Annotated in this window: 21 protein-coding genes; 11 read left to right on the top strand and 10 right to left on the bottom strand. The window is 75.0% G+C overall.

Features of this window, described 5'->3' with window-relative positions; genetic code table 11:
- Window positions 1–21: 21 nt before the first annotated feature.
- The 3 genes from FB558_RS17080 (at window position 22) to FB558_RS17090 (ending at window position 3,577) form a co-directional block, all read left to right on the top strand.
- Window positions 22–1,296: an APC family permease gene (locus FB558_RS17080; protein ID WP_246106572.1), complete on the top strand. Its 1,275-nt coding sequence runs from the start codon at window positions 22–24 to the stop codon at window positions 1,294–1,296.
- A 10-nt stretch (window positions 1,297–1,306) separates the two neighbouring features.
- Complete coding sequence (gcvT, locus tag FB558_RS17085) at window positions 1,307–2,404, top strand: glycine cleavage system aminomethyltransferase GcvT (RefSeq protein WP_142054679.1); 1,098 nt, start codon at window positions 1,307–1,309, stop codon at window positions 2,402–2,404.
- Window positions 2,405–2,467: 63 nt separating this feature from the next.
- Entirely contained in the window at window positions 2,468–3,577 is a 1,110-nt protein-coding gene (locus tag FB558_RS17090; protein ID WP_142054681.1) for a branched-chain amino acid aminotransferase, read from the top strand.
- A 21-nt stretch (window positions 3,578–3,598) separates the two neighbouring features.
- Here the strand turns inward: FB558_RS17090 and FB558_RS17095 are convergent, their stop codons facing one another.
- Genes FB558_RS17095 through FB558_RS17110 form a run of 4 tightly spaced genes read right to left on the bottom strand, consistent with a single transcriptional unit; the run spans window position 3,599 to window position 6,643 of the window.
- Window positions 3,599–4,333, bottom strand: a complete 735-nt coding sequence (locus tag FB558_RS17095) for an adenosylcobinamide-GDP ribazoletransferase (protein ID WP_142054683.1) — start codon at window positions 4,331–4,333, stop codon at window positions 3,599–3,601.
- Window positions 4,330–5,409 (bottom strand): nicotinate-nucleotide--dimethylbenzimidazole phosphoribosyltransferase, encoded by a 1,080-nt coding sequence (cobT, locus tag FB558_RS17100; protein ID WP_142054685.1) that lies wholly within the window; start codon window positions 5,407–5,409, stop codon window positions 4,330–4,332. Before cobT ends, FB558_RS17095 begins: the two co-directional genes overlap by 4 nt.
- Before the next feature lie 23 nt (window positions 5,410–5,432).
- Entirely contained in the window at window positions 5,433–5,990 is a 558-nt protein-coding gene (locus FB558_RS17105; protein WP_142054687.1) for a bifunctional adenosylcobinamide kinase/adenosylcobinamide-phosphate guanylyltransferase, read from the bottom strand.
- Window positions 5,987–6,643 carry a DUF3043 domain-containing protein gene (locus FB558_RS17110; protein ID WP_142054689.1) on the bottom strand — a complete coding sequence of 219 codons (657 nt, stop codon included), beginning with the start codon at window positions 6,641–6,643 and terminating at the stop codon, window positions 5,987–5,989. The genes FB558_RS17105 and FB558_RS17110 overlap by 4 nt, the downstream gene beginning before the upstream one ends.
- A 33-nt stretch (window positions 6,644–6,676) precedes the next feature.
- Here FB558_RS17110 and FB558_RS17115 point away from each other — a divergent pair, with 33 nt between their 5' ends.
- From FB558_RS17115 to FB558_RS17125, 3 genes are all read left to right on the top strand, one after another.
- Entirely contained in the window at window positions 6,677–7,798 is a 1,122-nt protein-coding gene (locus FB558_RS17115) for a glycerate kinase family protein (protein WP_142054691.1), read from the top strand.
- Window positions 7,799–7,856: 58 nt separating this feature from the next.
- On the top strand, window positions 7,857–8,219 hold the full coding sequence (locus FB558_RS17120; RefSeq protein WP_142054693.1) for a HesB/IscA family protein: 363 nt from the start codon (window positions 7,857–7,859) through the stop codon (window positions 8,217–8,219).
- Between the two features lie 118 nt (window positions 8,220–8,337).
- Entirely contained in the window at window positions 8,338–9,261 is a 924-nt protein-coding gene (locus FB558_RS17125) for a carbohydrate kinase family protein (RefSeq protein ID WP_211366749.1), read from the top strand.
- 22 nt (window positions 9,262–9,283) lie between these two features.
- Here the strand turns inward: FB558_RS17125 and FB558_RS17130 are convergent, their stop codons facing one another.
- Complete coding sequence (locus FB558_RS17130) at window positions 9,284–10,303, bottom strand: GNAT family N-acetyltransferase (RefSeq protein WP_170231359.1); 1,020 nt, start codon at window positions 10,301–10,303, stop codon at window positions 9,284–9,286.
- Between the two features lie 233 nt (window positions 10,304–10,536).
- Here FB558_RS17130 and ctaC point away from each other — a divergent pair, with 233 nt between their 5' ends.
- Window positions 10,537–11,460 carry an aa3-type cytochrome oxidase subunit II gene (ctaC, locus tag FB558_RS17135; RefSeq protein WP_484291227.1) on the top strand — a complete coding sequence of 308 codons (924 nt, stop codon included), beginning with the start codon at window positions 10,537–10,539 and terminating at the stop codon, window positions 11,458–11,460.
- 8 nt (window positions 11,461–11,468) lie between these two features.
- Window positions 11,469–11,867, top strand: a complete 399-nt coding sequence (locus FB558_RS17140; protein WP_142054698.1) for a cytochrome c oxidase subunit 4 — start codon at window positions 11,469–11,471, stop codon at window positions 11,865–11,867.
- Between the two features lie 30 nt (window positions 11,868–11,897).
- Here FB558_RS17140 and FB558_RS17145 read toward each other — a convergent pair whose 3' ends face one another.
- Window positions 11,898–12,419: a GNAT family N-acetyltransferase gene (locus FB558_RS17145; RefSeq protein WP_142054700.1), complete on the bottom strand. Its 522-nt coding sequence runs from the start codon at window positions 12,417–12,419 to the stop codon at window positions 11,898–11,900.
- A 135-nt stretch (window positions 12,420–12,554) separates the two neighbouring features.
- On the opposite strand from FB558_RS17145, the gene FB558_RS17150 reads away from it, so the two are divergent.
- Window positions 12,555–14,024 carry a purine-cytosine permease family protein gene (locus tag FB558_RS17150; RefSeq protein ID WP_142054702.1) on the top strand — a complete coding sequence of 490 codons (1,470 nt, stop codon included), beginning with the start codon at window positions 12,555–12,557 and terminating at the stop codon, window positions 14,022–14,024.
- A 75-nt stretch (window positions 14,025–14,099) separates the two neighbouring features.
- On the opposite strand, the gene FB558_RS17155 is transcribed toward FB558_RS17150, so the two are convergent.
- Together FB558_RS17155 and FB558_RS17160 are read right to left on the bottom strand one after the other, a co-directional pair.
- Window positions 14,100–15,257 (bottom strand): acyl-CoA dehydrogenase family protein, encoded by a 1,158-nt coding sequence (locus FB558_RS17155; protein ID WP_142054704.1) that lies wholly within the window; start codon window positions 15,255–15,257, stop codon window positions 14,100–14,102.
- A 27-nt stretch (window positions 15,258–15,284) separates the two neighbouring features.
- On the bottom strand, window positions 15,285–15,941 hold the full coding sequence (locus tag FB558_RS17160) for an O-methyltransferase (RefSeq protein ID WP_425468032.1): 657 nt from the start codon (window positions 15,939–15,941) through the stop codon (window positions 15,285–15,287).
- Window positions 15,942–16,028: 87 nt separating this feature from the next.
- Here FB558_RS17160 and FB558_RS17165 point away from each other — a divergent pair, with 87 nt between their 5' ends.
- Both FB558_RS17165 and FB558_RS17170 read left to right on the top strand, forming a co-directional pair.
- Entirely contained in the window at window positions 16,029–17,324 is a 1,296-nt protein-coding gene (locus FB558_RS17165; protein ID WP_246106573.1) for a sensor histidine kinase, read from the top strand.
- Window positions 17,325–17,966 carry a response regulator transcription factor gene (locus tag FB558_RS17170; RefSeq protein WP_142054710.1) on the top strand — a complete coding sequence of 214 codons (642 nt, stop codon included), beginning with the start codon at window positions 17,325–17,327 and terminating at the stop codon, window positions 17,964–17,966.
- A gap of 82 nt (window positions 17,967–18,048) precedes the next feature.
- Here the strand turns inward: FB558_RS17170 and FB558_RS17175 are convergent, their stop codons facing one another.
- Window positions 18,049–18,942 (bottom strand): serine hydrolase, encoded by an 894-nt coding sequence (locus tag FB558_RS17175; RefSeq protein WP_142054712.1) that lies wholly within the window; start codon window positions 18,940–18,942, stop codon window positions 18,049–18,051.
- A complete protein-coding gene (locus FB558_RS17180; protein WP_211366648.1) occupies window positions 18,939–19,814 on the bottom strand; it encodes a LysR family transcriptional regulator in 876 nt (291 codons plus the stop codon). Before FB558_RS17180 ends, FB558_RS17175 begins: the two co-directional genes overlap by 4 nt.
- Window positions 19,815–19,854 lie beyond the last annotated feature (40 nt).

Raw genomic sequence — 19,854 nt, forward strand, 5'->3', positions numbered from 1 at the left:
CCGGGTGCAAGGCTGGGCGCCGTGTCCTCGAGCCTGCAGCGCCGACTGGGTACGGCCGACGCCACCGTGCTCGGGCTGGCCGCCATGCTCGGTACGGGCGTGTTCGCGGTCTGGGCGCCCGCCGCCGCGGCCGCCGGGCCCTGGTTGCTGCTCGCCGTGGTGCTCGCGGGCGTCGTCGCGGCCTGCAACGCCGCCTCCACGGCCGACCTGGCCGTCGCCCATCCGGAGAGCGGCGGCGGGTACGTCTACGGCCGCGCGCGGCTCTCGCCGGGCGCGGGCCGGCTCGCGGGCGTGGCGTTCCTGGTCGGGAAGACCGCGTCGGCCGCCGCGGCCGCAGGGGTGTTCGGCAGCTACGTGCTCCCGTCGGCGCCGTTGCCCGCCGCCGTGATGGTGATCGTCGCCGTCACGGTGCTGAACACCGCGGGCGTGCGCTGGACGTCGCGCGGCGCGTACGCGCTGGTCGGGGGCACGCTCGCGGTGCTGCTCGTCGTGGTGGCGATCGGGTTGCTCGGGCCCGAGGCGGCGCCCGTGTCCACCGCGGCCACCCCGGACGTCGAGCCGGTGCCCACCCGCGGTGGCGTGTTCGGCGTGCTCACCGCGGCCGGGCTGGTCTTCTTCGCGTTCGCCGGCTACGCCCGGATCGCCACCCTCGGCGAGGAGGTGCGTGACCCGCGCCGCACGCTGCGCCGCGCCATCGCGCTCGCCCTCGGCATCGCGCTGGTCACCTACCTGCTCGTCGCCGCGGCGCTGCTGGCCGGCCTCGGCAGCGGCCGGCTGGCCACCGAGGCCGCGCCGCTCGTCGCGGTCGTCGACGGCGGGGAGGCGAGCGCGCTCGGCGTGCTCGTGCGTGCGGGCGCGGCCGTGGCGGCGGGGTCCGCGCTGCTGTCGGTGCTGGTCGGGGTCAGCCGCACGACGCTGGCGATGGCCCGGCGCGGCGAGCTGCCCACCGCGCTCGCCACGATCTCCTCCCGGGGCACGCCGTGGCGGGCCGACGTACTGGGCGGCCTGGTCGCGATCGGCGTCGCCGCGCTCGCCGGGCCCGTCGCGGCGATCGCGCTGTCGGCGTGCTCGGTGCTGGTCTACTACGGTGTGATCAACCTCGCTGCCCTGCGGCTGCCCCTCGAGGACCGCAGCTGGCCGCGCTGGACGTCGTGGCTCGGGCTGCTGCTGTGCGCGGGGCTCGCGGCGATGCTGCCGACGCAGCAGGTGGTCACCACGGCGGTCGCGCTGGCCGTCGGGTGGGTGCTCTGCACGGTGCTCGGGCGCTCCGCGACCGGGGAGGCGGGCGCCGGGTAGGTTCGCCCGCGTGGCCGACCTCCTGACCAGCCCCCTGCACGACCGGCACGTCGCCCTCGGCGCCACCCTCGGCGAGTTCGGGGGGTGGTCGATGCCCCTGACCTACCCGGCGGGCACGGTGGCCGAGCACACGAGCGTGCGCGACGCCGTCGGGATCTTCGACGTCAGCCACCTCGGCAAGCTCGCGATCACCGGCCCGGGCGCGGCCGCGTTCGTCGACCGGTGCCTGACCGCCGACCTCGGGAAGCTCGGCCCGGGGCAGGCGCAGTACACGCTCTGCTGCACCGAGTCCGGCGGCGTGGTCGACGACCTGATCGTCTACCTCGTCGGCCCCGACGAGGTGCTCGCCGTGCCGAACGCGGCCAACGCCGCGCGGGTCGCGGAGATGCTGCGCGCCGCCGCGCCCGCGGACGTCACGGTCACCGACCGCCACCGCGACCTCGCCGTGCTCGCCGTGCAGGGGCCGAAGGCGGCCGAGGTGCTCGTCACCGTGCTGCCCGGCGCGGCGGACCTCGCGGGGATGGACTACATGGGGTTCTCCGACGTCGCCGGCATTCGCGTGTGCCGCACCGGCTACACCGGCGAGCGCGGCTACGAGCTGCTCGTGCCCGCCGACGACGCCCCCGGCGTGTGGGACGCGCTGCTCGCCGCGGCCGAGCCGCTGGGCGGCGGCCCCGCCGGGCTGGCGGCGCGCGACACCCTGCGCACCGAGATGGGCTACCCGCTGCACGGGCAGGACCTCTCCGAGGAGATCACCCCGGTGCAGGCGGGCAGCGGCTGGGCCGTCGGCTGGTCCAAGCCGGAGTTCTGGGGCCGGGAGGCGCTGATCGCGGAGAAGGAGGCGAAGCCGGCGCGGCGGCTGCGCGGCCTGCGCGCCACCGGCCGCGGCGTGCCGCGGGCCGGCATGGCGGTCCTGGTCGACGGCGCGCCGGTGGGCACCACGACCTCCGGCACGTTCTCCCCGACGCTGAAGACCGGCATCGCCCTCGCGCTGATCGACACCGCCGCCGGTGTGGGGCTCGACGACGTGGTGACGGTCGACGTCCGCGGGCGTGCTCTGGAGTGCACCGTCGTGAAGCCCCCGTTCGTCGAGTCGCACGTGCGCTGACGCGGTCGGGGCGGGGGGATGCTCGGACGTCCGACCGTTGCCCCGCCTAGTACCGTCTCCGCTATGAGCGCGCAGTTCACCCGCACCCCCCACCCCGCGCCGGTGCCCGCCGACCGGCGGGCGGAGATCGTCGCCGACCCGGGGTTCGGCCGGTACTTCACCGACCACATGGTGACGATCCGGTGGACGTCGGGGAGCGGGTGGCACGACCCGGCAGTGGTGCCCTACGGACCGCTCACGTTCGACCCGGCCACGATGGTCCTGCACTACGGGCAGGAGATCTTCGAGGGCCTCAAGGCCTACCGGCAGCCCGACGGCTCGATCGCGAGCTTCCGCCCGGACGCCAACGCGGCGCGCTTCCGCGCCTCCGCGGCGCGGATGGCCATGGCCGAGCTGCCCGACGAGCTGTTCCTCGCCTCGCTGTCGGAGCTGGTGGGCGCCGACCGCGAGTGGGTGCCGCCCGCGGGCGGCGAGGAGTCGCTCTACCTGCGGCCGTTCATGATCGCCACGGAGGTCGGGCTGGGGGTGCGCCCGTCCGCGGAATACCTGTACGCCGTGATCGCCTCGCCCGCGGGCCCGTACTTCTCGGGCGGCGTCAAGCCCGTCGACGTGTGGCTGTCCACCGACTACACGCGCTCCGCCCTCGGCGGCACCGGCACCGCGAAGTGCGGCGGCAACTACGCCGCGTCGCTCCTGCCGCAGGCCCAGGGCGCCGAGCACGGCTGTGCCCAGGTCGCCTACCTCGACGCCGAGGAGCGCACCTGGATCGACGAGATGGGGTCGAACAACCTCTTCTTCGTGTACGGATCGGGGGACGACGCGGAGGTCGTCACGCCGTCGCTCACCGGCAGCATCCTCGCCGGCGTCACGCGCGACTCGCTGCTGGTGCTGGCCAAGGAGCTGGGCTGCCAGGTCACCGAGCGGCGCGTGTCCGGCCAGGAGTGGCTCGAGGGCGCCGCGGACGGGCGGATCACCGAGGTCTTCGGCTGCGGCACCGCCGCCGTCATCACCCCGATCGGCGGCGTCAAGCACAACGAGGGCGCGGTGGAGATCGGCGGCGGGCAGCCCGGCCCGATCACCCTGAAGCTCCGGGAACTGCTGACGGACATCCAGAGGGGAACGGCCCCCGATACGCACTCGTGGATGCGCACCCTCGTCCCCGCATCGTCCTGATCGACCGCACCTCCAAGGTGCTCAAGTGGACAGGGCTATCAACGTGACCGCTGTGGCCAGTTCGCTCGCGGCGCCGAGCACGTCGCCCGTCATCCCGCCGAAGCGGCGCCTCGTGTGCCGGGACAGGGCGATCACCAGCGCCGCGGCGAGCAGCACCCCGACGGCCGCGCGCGGGCCCAGCGCGAGGCCGGCCGCGGCCAGCGCCGTCCACCAGCCCACCGGCACCCACCACGGTTGCGATCCCGCGACCAGCGCGCCGAGCCCGCCCGGGCGGGCGGCGGGCACCCCGCGGCGCGCCACCCACGTGAAGCCGGCCCGGCCGGTCGCGCCGGCCAGCGCGAGCGCCGCCACCGCCGTCGTCCCGGTGCCGGTGAGCGCGGCGAGCGCCGCGGCCTGCGCGCCCAGCACGACGACCAGCGTGACGACCGCGAACGGGCCCGCGCCGCCGTCGCGCATCACCGCGAGCGCGCGCTCGGGCGGGCCGTAGCAGCCGAGGCCGTCGGCGGTGTCGGCCAGGCCGTCCAGGTGCATGCCGCGGGTGGCCAGCGCCAGGAAACCGACGGTGAGCAGGCCGGCCACCAGCGCCGGCACGCCGAGCGCGGCCAGCCCCAGCAACACCCCGCCCGCCACCGCCCCCAGCAACGCGCCGACGACCGGCGCCCAGCGCAGCGCCCCGGCCGCCACCCGTGCGTCCGGCGCCGCCGCAGGCACCGGCACCACGGTCAGCAGGCTCAGCGCGAACGCGAGCGACCTCACGCGGGGCCGGGCTCCGCGGTCTCAGCGGTGGCGGTCTCGGCGGTGGTCGCGGACGTGGTGGCGGTCGGGACCGCCGTCCCGGTCTCGGCGAGCAGCCGCGCGGCCATCTGCAGCAACGGGACGGCGGCCACCGCGCCGGTGCCGTCGCCCAGGCGGATGCCGAGGTCGAGCACGGGGGACAGGCGCAGGTGCTCCTCGACGAGCGCCATCGCGGGGTCCGGCGACCTCTGCGCGCAGAGCCACCACTCGCGGGCGCCCGCGGCGAGCTCGTCGGCCAGCAGTGCGGCGGCGCCGACCACGAGCCCGTCGAGCAGCACGGGCGTGCGGCGCAGCGCCGCCTGCAGGCAGAACCCGGCCAGCGCGGCGATGTCGGCGCCGCCCGCGATGCGCAGCAGCGCCAGCGGGTCGCGCGCGTGCGGGCGGGCCCGGCGCAGGGCGTCGCGCACCGCGACCGCCTTGCGCATCCAGCCGGCGTCGTCGATGCCGCTGCCCCGCCCGATCACCGCCACCGGCTCGGCGCCGGTGAGCGTGGCCACCAGGGTGGCGGCCGGCGTCGTGGCGCCGACCCCGAGCGAGGCGGGCAGCAGCAGGTCCGCGCCCGCGTCGACCTCCTCGTCCGCGAGCGCGCGCCCGACCGCGACGGCGCGCTCCACCTCGTCGGCGGTGAGCGCGTCCTCGCGGTCGATGCGCCCGGTGCCGCGCCGGACGCGGTGGCGCTCGGTGCCCTCGGGTGGGGTGTCGAGCGCGAGGTCGACGACCCGCACCGACACCCCGGCGACCGGTGCGAGCACTCCCACCGGGGCCGTGTGCTCGCGCACCGCCGCCACCTGGCGGGCCGTGGCACCCGGCGGGTCGGCCGACACCCCAGCGGCGGCGACGCCGTGGTCGCCCGCCACGACGACGACGCGCGGGCGGGCCGGCGGTCGCGGTGGGCAGGTGCCCTGCGCGGCGGCGAGCCACACGCCGAGCTCGGCGAGGCGGCCGAGAGCGCCGTCGGGCACGGCCAGTTCGGCGTGCCGGGCGACGGCGGCGCGGTGCGCGTCGAGGTCGGGGGCGGTGACGGGAGGCAGTTCCACGGGGTGTTCTTACCGTCCGCGGGTCACTTGAGGCGCAGCGGGAGTCCCGCGACGAGGAGCACGACCTCGTCGCAGACGGCCGCGAGCGCGGCGTTGAGCGCCCCCAGCTCGTCGCGGAAGAGCCGGCCGGCGCGGGTGGCGGGCACGACGCCGAGCCCCACCTCCGCCGAGACGAGCACGAGGCGGTCGGGCGCGACCCGGACCGCGGCCACGAGCTCGTCCACCGCCGCGTCGATGGCGGCCGGGACCTCGGTGGCCTCCCATGCGTCGGCGTCGTCGAGCTCCCCGGTGAGCCAGGTGGCCAGGTCGTCGACGAGCAGCGGCCCGCCCCCGGCGCGGACGACGGCGGCCGCGTCGGCGTCCTCCAGCGTGGTCCAGCCCGCGGGCCTGCGGGCCCGGTGCGCCGCGATGCGCGCCGACCACTCCGGGTCGTCGGGGAGGTGGCGGGCCGTGGCGAGGTAGCGCACCGGCTCGTCGGCGGGGAGGAGGTCCTCGGCGTGCCGCGACTTGCCCGAGCGGGTGCCGCCGAGGACGAGGGTGCGGGTCGGTGCCGATGCCCGCGCTGCCGGTGCTGCGCTCAGGGGTTCGCGCCGCGCTCGACGCGCGGCTTCGGGACGCGCAGCCTGCGCAGCTGGCTCGCCCGGGTGAAGGCGTACCAGCCGGTGCCGAGGGCGTTGATGTGCTCCTCGGGGAACTTGGCGCGCGCCTTCCTGGTGGTCGACGCGCCGAGGAAGATCCCCTCGATGATCATCGTGGTGAGCGCGACGAGGCTGAACAGGCTCAGGTACTGCTGCGCGGCGGGCACCGGCACCAGGAGCGACAGCACCACCACGAGCGCCAGCGGCATGAACAGGCCCATGATGTGCGGACGCGAGTCGACGACGTCGCGCACGTAGGCCTTCACCGGGCCGCGGTCCCTGGGCATCAGGTAGCGCTCGTCACCGGCGGCCATGCGCTCGCGCCGCTCGAGCGCCTGCGCGCGCCGCTGCTCCTTGGACGGGCGGTTGGCCCGGGCCAGCCGCGAGGCCTCGCGCTGCGTGCGCGGGGGTGCGGGGGCCGGGCCACGGCGGCGGCCCTCGGCGTCGCGGCGCTTGGGGGTGGGCCGGCCCTTCCCGGTGGGGCGGGCGGGCTCGGGGGGTGCCGACGCCTCCGACTTTCCCGAGGACGACTTCGCAGAGGACTCGGACGAGTCGGCGCCGACGGTCGACGGCGTGGAGCGGCGCAGGAACCTCACGGATACCACCTTACGGGCGATAGGTTCTCCCGCATGCGCGTGGTCGTGGCTCCTGACTCCTTCGGCGGCACCCTCAGCGCCCCGGCAGCCGCCGAGGCGATCGCAACGGGGTGGCGGCGAGCCGCTCCCGACGACGAGGTGCGGCTGCTCCCACTCGCCGACGGCGGCACCGGATTCGCCGATGTGCTGCACGCGGCGCTCGGCGGTGAGTGGCACGAACGCGAGGTCACGGGCCCGTTCGGGGACCCGGTGCCCGCGCGGTGGCTGCGGATCGGCGACACCGCCTACCTCGAGTCGGCGGCGGCGTGCGGCCTGCACCTCGTGCCGCGGGAGCGGCGGGTGCCCGAGGTCGCGGTCGGCGTCACCTCCCGCGGTGTGGGCGAGCTGGTCGCCGACGCGCGGGACGCGGGCGTCGCCGAGGTCGTCATCGGGCTGGGCGGCTCGGCCACCACCGACGGCGGGGCCGGGATGCTCGCCGCGCTGGGCGCCGTGCCCGTGGACGACGACGGCGCGCCGCTGTCGGGCGGCGGGGCCGCGCTGGCCCGCTGCGCGCGGTTGGACGGTGCGGTGGATCTCGGGGGCGTCCGCCTCGTCGCGGCCGCCGACGTCGACAACCCCCTGCTGGGCACGCACGGCGCGGCCGCGGTGTTCGGGCCGCAGAAGGGCGCCGACGACGCCGCCGTCGCTCAGCTGGACGCCGCGCTCGCCCGGTTCGCGGACGTGCTGGCCGCGGCGTTCGGCGTCGACGTGCGCGACGAGCCGGGCGCCGGTGCCGCGGGCGGGCTGGGCGCGGCGCTGCTGGCCTGCGGGGCGCGGCGGGTGTCGGGGGCGGGCCTGGTCCGGGAGCTGGTCGGGCTCGACGCGGAGCTGGACAAGGCGCAGCTGGCCCTCACCGGGGAGGGCAGCTTCGACTGGCAGTCGCTGCGCGGGAAGCTCATCACGGCGGTGGCGCGCGGCGCCGCCGACCGCGGGCTGCCGTGCGTCGTGCTCGCCGGTCAGGTCTCGGTGGGGCGGCGCGAGGCCGCCGCGGTGGGGGTCGACGCGGCCTTCGGCGTCGCCGAGCACGCCGGCGGCGTCGCGGCGTCGATGGCCGACCCCGCGGGCACCCTCGCCGCGCTGGCCGAACACGTCGCACGGCAGTGGAGCACCCGCTGACGACGGATCCGGGAGGTAAGGTGGGAACAGCACCGCCCCGCACGCTGTTGGGAGAGTCATGACTGTCGACAACACCACCGCCGTCGAGACCGAGACGCACGGTGTCGAGCTCACCGACGCCGCTGCGCTCAAGGCCAAGGCGCTTCTCGACCAGGAGGGGCGCGACGACATGCACCTGCGCATCGCCGTCCAGCCCGGTGGCTGCGCCGGCCTGCGCTACCAGCTGTTCTTCGACGACCGCTCGCTCGACGGGGACCTGTTCCGCGACTACCACGGGCTCAAGGTGGGCGTCGACCGGATGAGCGCCCCGTACCTCCAGGGCGCGGTCATCGACTTCGTCGACAGCATCGAGAAGCAGGGCTTCACGATCGACAACCCGAACGCGGGCGGCTCCTGCGCCTGCGGCGACTCGTTCAACTGAGCCTGCACGCGACGGACCCCGGCCGGTACCTCCGGCCGGGGTCCGTCGCGTTCGGGGGCGGGTAGGGTGACGCCCCGTGCCTATCGCCGTCACGGGGTCCATCGCCACCGACCAGCTCATGCACTTCCCGGGCAGGTTCGTCGACCAGCTGGTCATGGACCAGCTGGATCGGCTCTCGCTCAGCTTCCTCGTCGACGACATGGTCATCCGGCCGGGCGGCGTCGCGGGGAACATCGCCTACGCCCTCGGCGTGCTGGGGCAGGCGCCGCTGCTCGTGGGCGCGGTCGGCGCCGACTTCGGCGAGTACCGCGCCCGCCTCGAGGCCCACGGCGTGGACTGCTCCGCCGTGCTCGTGTGTGACGATGTCAACACCGCCCGGTTCGTGTGCACCACCGACGACGACATGCGACAGATCGCGTCGTTCTACACCGGTGCGATGGCGCGCTCCCGGGACATCTCGCTCGCCCCGCTCGTCGAGCGCGGGATCGACCTCGTGCTGATGGGCGCCGACGACCCGGACGCGATGCTGCGCCACACCGACGAGGCCCGCGAGCTGGGCCTCCCGTTCGCCGCCGACCCGTCCCAGCAGCTCGCGCGCATGGAGGGTCCGGAGATCCGGCGGCTCGTCGAGGGTGCCCGCTACCTGCTCAGCAACGACTACGAGTGGGAGCTGCTGCTGCAGAAGACGGGCTGGACCGAGCAGGACGTCGCCTCCCGCGTCGACATCCGGATCACCACGCACGGCGAGAACGGCGTGGAGATCCACGGGCCGGAGACGCTGAAGATCGGCGTCGTTCCCGAGACCGGCAAGGTCGACCCCACCGGCGTCGGCGACGCCTTCCGCGCCGGCTTCCTCGCGGCCGTGACCGGCGGGCTCTCGCTCGAGCACTCGGCCCAGCTGGGTTCGCTGATCGCCGTGCAGGTGCTGGAGACCGACGGCCCGCAGGAGTGGACGTGGGACCGCGCCACGGCCGTCACCCGCCTGCGCGACGCCTACGGCCCGGACGCCGCTGCCGCGATCGAGCCGCTCCTGCCGGCCTGACCCCACACCTCCACCGCGGGGGTCAGAGGTCGAGCTCCCACTCGCCGTAGCGGTCGTGGGGGCGGAAGCCCATGGCCTCGTTGATCGCGACCATCCACGGGTTCGAGTCGGCGTTGTAGGTGTCGATCACCGCCAGGTCCGGGCGATCGCGCCGGACGCGTTCCAGGTTGGCCAGCTTGACCAGCATGCCCAGGCGCCGCCCCCGGTGCTCCGGCGCGACGATCGTGTCGCCCTGGTTCGCGTGCCATGCCACCGTGGCGGTCTGGAAGATCGCCGTGTAGGCGGCGAGCCGGCCGTCCGGCGCCTGTGCCGCCGTGACGGTGCACCGCAGGCCGCGGGCCCGGCGGGACTCGTCCTGCGCGCGGACGCGGGCCGCGTCGTAGTGCTCGGGGCCGTGGTGCAGGTCGTCGTGGGGGGCGTCGGTGGACATCCGCGCGACCAGCGCGGCCACGTCGTCGAGCCACTCGGGCGGGGTGTCACCGGTCCACTGCACCAGCTCGTACCCCGCCGACGCCGTGCGGGCCTGCGCCGCGAGCGCGTCGAGGGCGGCCGGCTCGGGAGGCGGCAGCGTCAGGCGCCTGCGCTGGTCGGCGAGCGCCAGGCGCGCGCCCGCCGCGGCGAGGAAGGCCGGGCCGGGGCCGCGCTCGTCGAGCGGCTCCCGGGCGTCGATCTGCAGGCGCACGCGCCCGGCCGCCCGGGCCGCCTCGGCGAGGTGGGCGAGCAGCCTGCCCCCGACGCCGCGCCTGCGGTGCGCCGGTGCGACGAGGATCTCGGCGTAGGCGTTGTCGAGGTTGTCGAGCACGGGCAGCGTGAGCAGCGCGACGCCGACCACCTCCGCGCCGGCCCGGGCGAGCCAGGCGCGTTCGTCGTAGCCGGGGTCGCCGGCCAGGAGCTGAGCGCGGTGCTCCACCAGGCACGGGGGCGGGTCGGCGGGCGTGTCGTGCGCCCGCGCGGCGGTGATCAGGGAGAACCAGTCGCGCAGCGCCGCGTCGTCGTCGGCGGCGACGGGCGTGAGGGCGAGGTCAGGTGCGAGGTCGACCACCTGCCCATCCCGGCACGGTCCGGCCGGGAACGCCACCGGATTTCCCCCGGACCCTGCCCGGGCGGCGGTGGTCTCCTCGGCTAGTCTCTACGCGAGGTCGAAGGCGGGTACCCGACGCCCGGACGGCCGACGACGACGGAACGACGTGTGGGAGGCGGCGAGCAGTGGGCCGAGCACAGCGCGGGGCAGACCACCCCGCTGAGACGAGGCCCGGTTCGGCGAGGCCGCGCCCGCTGCGGCGGGTGGCACAGCTGGCCGGCCTGGCCCTGCTGGTCGTCCCCCTCACCTCCGGCTGCTCCATGGAGGAGGTCCTGCGGTTCGGCTGGCCGGTCGGCGTCACGCCGCAGGCCGAGGCGATGCGCGAGCTGTGGACGTGGTCCGCCGTCGCCGCGCTGGTCGTCGGCGTCGTCACGTGGGGCGCGATGTTCTGGGCGATCGCCTTCCACCGCAAGCGCAAGGGCGACGCAGGCCCGCCGCCCCGCCAGACGCAGTACAACCTGCCGCTGGAGATCACCTTCACGGTGATCCCGACGATCATCGTGGCGGTGCTGTTCGCGTTCACCGTCAACGTGCAGAACTACGTCGACACCGACGCGCCGGACCCCGACGTGCGGGTGGACGTCACCGCGTTCCAGTGGAACTGGGAGTTCGCCTACCCCGAGACGCAGGCCCCGGACGGGCAGCCGGTCAGCACGCTGGGCACCAGCGACACGATCCCGCTGCTGGTGCTGCCCACCGGGCGGACCATCGAGTTCACCCAGAGCTCGAACGACGTGATCCACAGCTTCTTCGTGCCGGAGTTCCTGTTCAAGCGCGACGTCTTCCCGATGCCCGAGGTCAACGACCAGGACAACGTCTGGCAGATCGACGGGATCGAGCGCGAGGGCGCCTTCGTCGGGCGGTGCGCTGAGCTCTGCGGCGCCTACCACGCGATGATGAACTTCGAGGTCAGGGCCATCTCGCCGGAGCTGTACGACCAGTGGCTCGGGCTGCGCCAGCAGGTCAACCCGGTCACGAACGCGCCGTACACCGCGGGGGAGGCGCTGGAGCAGCTCGGCTGTGGCCAGCTGTGCACGCCGCAGGCCTACACCACCTACCCGTTCACGACCGACCGCACGCAGCGCTCCGCGTCGCTGCCGGTCACCTCCGGGAGCTGAGGCACGCCATGAAGGTCGAATCCCGCATCTTCGAGCTCATCATGGTGTTCTTCTTCCTCGCGGCGATCGTCTACGCCGTGCTGGCGCGGGAGCCCGTGGGCATCGCGGGGCTGTTCCTCACCGGTGGGCTCGCACTGATCATCGGCGGGTACTTCCGGTTCGTCTCCCGCCGCCTGGAGGAGCGTCCCGAGGACAACCCCGAGGCCGAGGTGTCCGACGGCGCGGGTGACGTCGGCTTCTTCTCGCCGGGCAGCTACTGGCCGATCGCCGTGGCGGCGTCGGCCGCGCTGTGCGGGATCGCGCTGGCGTTCTTCTACGTGTGGCTGCTGGTCATCGCGGGCGTGCTGCTGCTGATGGCCGTCGGCGGCCTGGTGTTCGAGTACCACATCCGCCCCGCGGAGCACTGAGGTCACCACACCGGGCCCGCCACCGCGGGCTCACAACCTCCGGTGCATGACGTGCATGCCGACGAGGCCGTGCCGCGGGTGCCGGAACGCCTCGGGCACGGTCCCGACGACCGTGAAGCCCAGCGACGTCCACAGCGCCACCGCGCGGGTGTTCGTCTCGACCACCGCGTTGAACCGCATCGCCCGGTAGCCCTGCAGCCGCGCCTGCGCCAGCACGTGTTCGGCGAGCGCCCGTCCGATCCCGGCGCCGGCGGCGTCCGGATGGACGAGGAAGCTCGCCCCGGCCACGTGGTCGCCGAGGCCGGGCTGGTCCGGCGCCAGCTTGGCGGTGCCCACCACCTCGGGCTCGGTGTTCGGCGACGGCGCTCCGCGCTCGGCGACGAACACCGTCGTCGGCGGCGGGCGCATCCAGAGCGCACGCGCCGTGGGCTCGTCGGTCGACGGGTCCCAACCGATGCTCTCGCCGGTCGCCACGACGGCGTGCCAGACGGGCCAGATGGCGGGCCAGTCGTGGGCGGTGGCCGATCGGAGCACGAGGTCGTCGTTCGTCATCGGCCGAGCATCGTCCTCGCTCGGCGCAGATGACCAGCGGCGTCGCCTGGTGGCGCCACAGTTCGAACAGGTGATCGTCCGTCCGTGCCGCTGGGTACGCTGCGCGGACGGTCGTGACCGGTACAGGAGGAAGCCATGGCCGGGGAGCGGGACACGCCGCAGGAGACGCGGCAGTCGGCGCTGCGCGTCGAGGAGAACGGCATCAACGTCATCTCCGACGCCGAGCGCCACGGCACGCCGCGCCAGCTGTTCTGGCCGTGGTTCGCCGCGAACATCTCGGTGCTCGGGCTCAGCTACGGCGCGTTCGCGCTCGACTTCGGGATCTCCTTCGCCCAGGCGCTGATCGCGGGCGTGCTCGGCATCGTGTTCTCGTTCCTGCTGTGCGGGTTCGTCGCGATCGCGGGCAAGCGCGGATCGGCGCCGACGATGGTGCTCAGCCGGGCGGCGTTCGGGGTCCGGGGCAACCGGCTGCCCGCGGTGATCTCGTGGCTGCTGACAGTCGGCTGGGAGACCGTGCTGACGATCGTGGCCACGCTCGCCACGGCCACGGTGTTCAGCCGGCTCGGCTGGGGCGGCGGGACCGGCACGTTGCTGGTGGCGCTGGTCGTGGTCGCCGGGCTGGTCGTGGTCGCAGGGGTGCTGGGCTTCCAGCTGATCATGCGCCTGCAGACCGTGATCACGGTCGTCACCGCGGTGCTCACGGTCGTCTACATGATCCTCGTGGTCCCGCAGATCGACGTCGCCGCCGTGACGGCGCTGCCGTCCGGCTCGGCGCAGCAGGTCATGGGCGCCCTCGTGTTCCTCATGACCGGCTTCGGCCTCGGCTGGGTGAACATGGCGGCCGACTACTCCCGCTACCTGCCGCGCAGCACGTCGGGTGGGGGCGTGGTGGCCTGGACGACGTTCGCCTCGGCGCTGGCACCGGTGCTGCTGTTCGCCTTCGGGCTGCTGCTCGCGGGCTCGTCGGCAGAGCTCTCCGAGGCGATCTCCGCCGACCCGATCGGCGCGCTCGCCGCCGCGCTGCCCACGTGGTTCCTCGTGCCGTTCGCGCTGGTGGCGGTCCTCGGGCTGGTCGGGGGCGCGGTGCTGGACATCTACTCGTCCGGCCTCGCGATGCTGGCGATGGGCGTGCGGGTGCCCCGCTACGTCGCCGCGCTGATCGACGGCGGGATCATGGTCGTCGGCACCGTCTACGTGGTGTTCTTCGGCGACGACTTCTTCGGCCAGTTCCAGGGCTTCCTGATCACGCTCGGCGTGCCGGTGGCGGCCTGGTGCGGCGTCATGCTCGCCGACATCGCCCTGCGCCGCCGCGACTACGACGACGCCGCCCTGTTCGACCCCGCGGGCCGGTACGGCGACGTCCGGCCGTTCCCCATCGCGGTCGTGGCGGTCTGCACGGTCCTCGGCTGGGGACTGGTCACCAACAGCGCGGCCGGGTGGCTGGCCTGGCAGGGCTACCTGCTCGGCCCGCTCGGGCTCGGCGGCCGGGAGGGCGACTGGGCCTACGCCAACCTCGGCGTGCTCGTCGCGCTGGTGCTGGCGTTCGTCGCGGCGCTGCTCGGCACCCGCGGCGCGGTGCGCGCCCAGGAGTCGGCGACGCACTGAGCGCACGCCCCAGCCGACGAACGGCACACTCGTCGGCACCTAGCCGACGGGAGTGCCGTTCGTCAGAGCAGGGGCTCAGCCGCGCGCCGCCTCGCCCAGCGCCTGGCGGGCGATGATCACCTGCTGGATCTGGCTGGTGCCCTCGTAGATCCGGAACAGCCGGGCGTCGCGGTAGAAGCGCTCCACGGCCACGCCGCGGATGTACCCGGAGCCGCCGTGCACCTGTACCGCGCGGTCGGCCACGCGGCCCACCATCTCGCTGGCGAAGTACTTGGCGGCGGACGGTCCCTGCACCTTGTCGGTGCCCGCGTCGTAGGCCCTGGCCATCTCCAGTACGAGGGCGCGACCGGCGAGGTGATCGGTGACGGAGTCGGCGATGAGGCCCTGCACCAGCTGGAACGACGCGATGGGGCGGCCGCCCTGCTCGCGCGTCTTCGCGTACTCCACCGACTCGTGCACCAACCGGCCCGCCATCCCGACGCACAGCGCCGCGATGTGCCCGCGCCCGTGCGCGAGGCAGCGGGCGGCGATCTGGAAGCCGCGGTCCACGCCGTCCTCGCCGCCGACGAGCGCCGCGGCCGGGACCCGCACGTCGTCGAGGTGCACGTCGGCGGTCCAGGCCCCGAACTGGCCCATCTTGTGGTCCCTCGGCCCGATCGACAGGCCCGGGGTGCCCGCGGGGACGAGGAACGTCGAGATCCCGCGGTTGCCGACCGCGTCCGGGTTGGACCGGGCGAACACCATGATCACATCGGCGACGGGCGCGTTGGTGATGAACCGCTTGGTGCCGTTCAGCACCCAGTCCGCGCCGTCGCGGCGCGCGGTGGTCGCGAGGCCGGCGGGGTCGGAGCCGGCGTCGGCCTCCGTGAGCCCGAACGACGCGGTGACCTCGCCGGAGGCGAGGCGCGGCAGCCAGTCCCGGCGCTGCTCGTCGGTGCCCCCGACCAGCAGCACCTGACCCGCGATGCCGTTGTTGGTGCCGAACAGCGAGCGCAGCGCCGGGGTGGTCCAGCCCAGCTCGAAGGCGAGCTGCGCCTCCTCGGTGAGCGACATCCCCAGCCCGCCGTACTGCTCGGGGATGGCGAAGCCGTAGAGGCCCATCTCCTTGCACGTGGCGATCACGCGCTCCGGGATGGCGTCCTCGGCGTCGATCTGCTCCTCGAGCGGCACGACCTCCTTGCGGATGAAGTCCCGTACGGCGGACAGCACATCGCTGAGATCAGAGGCCTCCATGGGCAGGACGCTAACCCAACGGTGGGATCAGTTCACGACGGCCAGCAGGAAGCCGTCGTAGCCCTTCGCCCCGACCGTCTGGACGATCGTCGCCTCCACCCGGGGCTCGGCCGCGATCACCTCGGTGACCTCGCGCGTCCCGCGGATCGACGGGTCGTCGCTGCCCGCCTCGACCACGCGCCCGCCGCGGACGACGTTGTCGACGACGATCATGGCGCCGGGGCGGGAGAGGCGCAGGGCGTGCCGGAAGTACTCCGCGTTGGACGCCTTGTCGGCGTCGATGAAGGCCAGGTCGAACGGGCCGTCCAGGGTGGGGAGGGTGTCGAGTGCCGGTCCGACCCGCACGTCGACCACCGCGTCCAGGCCGGCGCGGGCCAGGTTGGCGCGGGCCACCTCGGCGTGGTGCGGGTCGAGCTCGCACGTGACGAGCCGCCCGTCGGCGGGCAGCGCGCGGGCCAGCCAGATCGTCGAGTAGCCGCCCAGCGTGCCGACCTCGAGGACGCGGCGGGCGCCGACCGACCGGGCGAGCAGGTGCAGCAGCTTGCCCTGGGCCGGGCTGACGTCGATCGTGGGGAGCCCGCCGAGTGCGTTGGCCTCGAGCGCGGCGTCGAGGACGGGGTCGGGGGCGAGGAGCTGCCCGGTGAAGTACTCGTCGACGGAACGCCACACCTCGGTCATGACCATCAGCGTATGCCGGTTCGGGTTGGCCCTACCCTCGTCGGGAGGCATACCGGCTGGGTGTGCGGGCGGTGGGGGACCAGGGTTGCAGGCATGACCGAGTACGCGTCCGTCCCGGCGAGCGGGACCGTGACCCACAGGTTCTGGCGGGGGTACGGCTACCTGCTGGGCGGGCTTCCGTTGTGCATCGTCGCGTTCGTGATCGCGGTCGCCGGGTTCGCCGCGGGCGTGGGCACGCTCGTCGTCTGGCTCGGGCTGCCGATCCTGGCCGGCACCCTGCGCGCCTCCCGCGGCCTGGCGGGCGTCGAGCGGCGGGGCGCCGAGTGGGCCACCGGGCGGGCGCTGCCGCCGGTGCACTACCGCGAGCCGAGGGGACGCGGCATCCCCCGGCTGTTCAGCATGCTGGCCGACCCGCAGTCCTGGCGCGACCTGCTGCACGCCGTCATCGGGTTCCCGGTGCGGCTGGCCATGTTCGTCATCGCCGTGGTCTGGACGGTCGGCGGCCTCGGCTCGCTGCTCTACGTCACGTGGCAGTGGGCCCTTCCACTGGACGACAGCGACGGCGGCCTGTTCTGGCTGATCACGGGTGTGCGGGGCCAGTTCGGCGAGATCGTCCTGAACACGGTGATCGGCGCGGTCATGGTCGCGACCGCGCCGCTGGTGGTCCGCGGCCTCGTCGCCACCCGCGCCGGGCTCGCCCGCGGCCTGCTGACCAACCAGACCGCCGCCCTGCGCGCGCGGGCGGTGCAGCTGGAGTCGAGCAGGCGCGCGGCCGTGCAGGCCGAGGCGCAGACGCTGCGCCGGCTCGAGCGCGACATCCACGACGGCCCGCAGCAGCGCCTCGTCCGGCTCAACATGGACCTCGAGGCCGTTGCGCGCCGGCTCGACGACAACCCGGACAAGGCCCGACCGCTGGTGGCCGAGGCGCTGGAGCAGAGCCGCGAGGCGCTGGACGAGCTGCGGGCGCTGTCGCGGGGCATCGCGCCGCCGATCCTCGCCGACCGGGGGTTGGGCCCGGCGCTGGCCGCGGCGGCGGCCCGCTGCCCGGTGGAGGTCTCGCTGGACGTTGCCCTGCCCGACGGGCAGCGGCTCGCCGCCGCCGTCGAGAACACCGCGTACTTCGTGGTGACCGAGGCGCTGACGAACGTCGCGAAGCACGCTCACGCGTCGCTCTGCACCGTGGTCGTGGCCGCCGACGGGGAGCGCGTCCTGGTGCAGGTGCGCGACGACGGCCGCGGTGGCGCGCACCTGGGCAAGGGCCACGGGCTGGCCGGGCTGGCCGACCGGCTGGCCACCGTCGAGGGCGTCCTCGACGTCGTGAGCCCGGCCGGTGGCCCCACCGTGCTGACCGCCGAGATCCCGCTGCGCGGGGTGGGGGATGATCGGTAGGTGAGGGTCGTACTGGCTGAGGATTCGCTGCTGCTCCGGGAAGGCCTCGTCCGGCTCCTCGACGAGGCGGGGGCCGAGGTCGTCGCCGCGGTCGGCGACGGTGCGGCCCTGGTGGAGGCGGTGCAGGAGCACCGTCCCGACGTCGCGGTGGTCGACGTCCGGATGCCGCCGTCGTTCACCGACGAGGGTCTGCGCGCGGCCCTGGAGGTGCGCCGGACCGTGCCGGGGACGGCGATCCTGGTGCTGTCGCAGTACGTCGAGGAGACCTACGCCTCTGACCTGCTCTCCGCAGGCGGTGGCGTCGGCTACCTGCTGAAGGACCGGGTCTCGAAGCTCGCCGACCTCTCCGACGCCCTCGAGCGCGTCGTCGACGGCGGCACGGTGCTCGACCCGGAGGTCGTCTCGGCGCTGTTCGCGCACCGCCGCAGGCGCGACCCGCTCGCGGAGCTCTCGCCGCGCGAGCGGGAGGTGCTGGAGCTGATGGCGCAGGGCCGGACCAACACGGCCGTCGGCCGCACCCTGGTGATCAGCCAGGGCGCGGTCGAGAAGCACATCTCCTCGATCTTCACCAAGCTCGGGCTGCCGCCGTCGAGCGACGACCACCGCCGCGTGATGGCGGTCCTGACCTGGCTGCGCGCCTGAGTACAAGCCGCACCCACGCGACGAACGGCACTTTCGTCGCTACCTAGCCGACGAGGGTGCCGTTCGTCCGGGTGGATCGGCGTCAGAGGCGGCCCGAGCGCAGGTCCGTCACGGCGAGGCGCGCGGCCTGGCCGATCACGGCGTCGGCCCGGGGGAGCACGGCCTCGGCGCGGGCGGCGCGGGTGAACACGGCGACGGCGACGGGCCGCTCACCGTCGAACTCGACCACCCCGACCTCGTTGCGCACCGCCCCGAGGGTGCCGGTCTTGCCGGCGACCCGCACCCCGACCGGCGGGAAGCCCGAGCGCAGCCGGTGCGACCAGACCTGCGCGCCGAGCAGGTCGCGGGCGAACGCGCACCGGCGCGGGGACGCCGCGCGGTCGCCCCAGATCGCGGCCAGCAGGCGCGTCATGTCCCGCGCCGTGGTGGCGCTGTCCAGCGCGGGGTCGTAGGCGCGGACCGACGGCGCGGCGTCGTTGCTGGTGAGCGCGCGGAACGCGGCCGCGGTGTCGGCGGTGGCGGTGTCGGCCACGAGGGTGCGGTGCACGTCGGCGGTGCCGCCCTGCACCCGGGTGTGCGCCAGATCCAGGTCCTGCAGCACCTCGTGCACCGCGGCGAGGCCGACGCGGCGCAGCACGACGTCCGCCGCCGTGTTGTCCGACACCGTGATCATCGAGCTTGCGAGGTCGCGCCAGGAGAGCGTCACCGGGTCGCGCATGACCGACAGCCCGCTGGGCCCGGCCGTCCGCTCGGCCGGGTCGACCGTCACCCGCTCGCGAGGGTCGAGCCCACCGGCGTCGACGGCGCGGCAGAACGCGACGAGCAGCGGCACCTTGTACACCGAGGCCATGACGACGGGCTCGTCCGGATCGACGCCGACCTCCCGGGACGGGCCGCCGAGCGGCACGGCGTGCAGCCTGCCGTGCACGCCGGCGTCGGCGAACGTCCGGCGGATCTCGCGTTCCAGCTCGTTCACGCGGCGGGCTCCGCGCCCAGCGCGGCGAGCACGGCGTCGCGGACGGCGGGGTCGGGGCCGGGGCCGCGCCACACGGCGCGCAGGCGCAGCGGCAGGGGTTCCCCGGCGACGTCGCGCCGCACCACCCCCGGTGCGCGGAGGTCGGGGTCCGCGGTGATCGCGAAGGCGCGGCCGGTGGCGACCAGCACCAGCGCGGCGCGGTCGTCCGGGGCGCTCACCGGCTCGGTGACCAGGCCGCGCTGCTCGAGGGTGTCGCGCAGGAGGTCGTGCGCCGCCGGGCCGTGGGCGCGCGGTGCGGCGGCGAGCGCGAGCCCGCGCAGCGAGCGCAGGACCACCGGCCCCGTCCCGGCCGCGGCGGCGTGCTCGGCCGGGAGCAGCAGCGCCGTGGCCAGCCGGTGCACCGGCCCGCTGTGCAGCGTGCCGAGCAGCGCGGGGTGCACCACCACCGCGAGGTCGAGCCGGCCGGCCGACAGCCCGTCGACCAGTTCCGTGGTCGGGCCGGTGACGACCTCGGGAGGACCGCCGCCCGCCGCCCGGCACGCGGTGGCGACAGCTGCCGCGGCGCGGGCCGTCAGCTGGGGGACCGCGCCGATGCGGAGGGGGGCGTCGGCGCCGTGCGCGCTCGCGGCCCGGCGCAGCTCCTCCGCGTCCTCCAGCAGGGCGCGGGCGCGGGGCAGCAGGTCGCGTCCGGCGGCGTTGAGGCGGGCCCCGCGCGAGCTGCGGTCGACGAGCACGACGCCGAGGGCGCGCTCCAGCCGCTGCAACCCCTGCGACAGCGGTGGCTGGGCCATCCCGAGCCGCGACGCCGCACGCCCGAAGTGACCCTCTTCAGCGATGGCGACGAAGAAGTCCAGGTGCCGCAGGAGATCCACAGGGGGACGGTAGCAGCGCCGATAGCAAGGCCATATCGGA

The organism is Pseudonocardia kunmingensis (genome assembly GCF_006716445.1).
GTDB classification, from domain to species: Bacteria; Actinomycetota; Actinomycetes; order Mycobacteriales; family Pseudonocardiaceae; genus Pseudonocardia; species Pseudonocardia kunmingensis.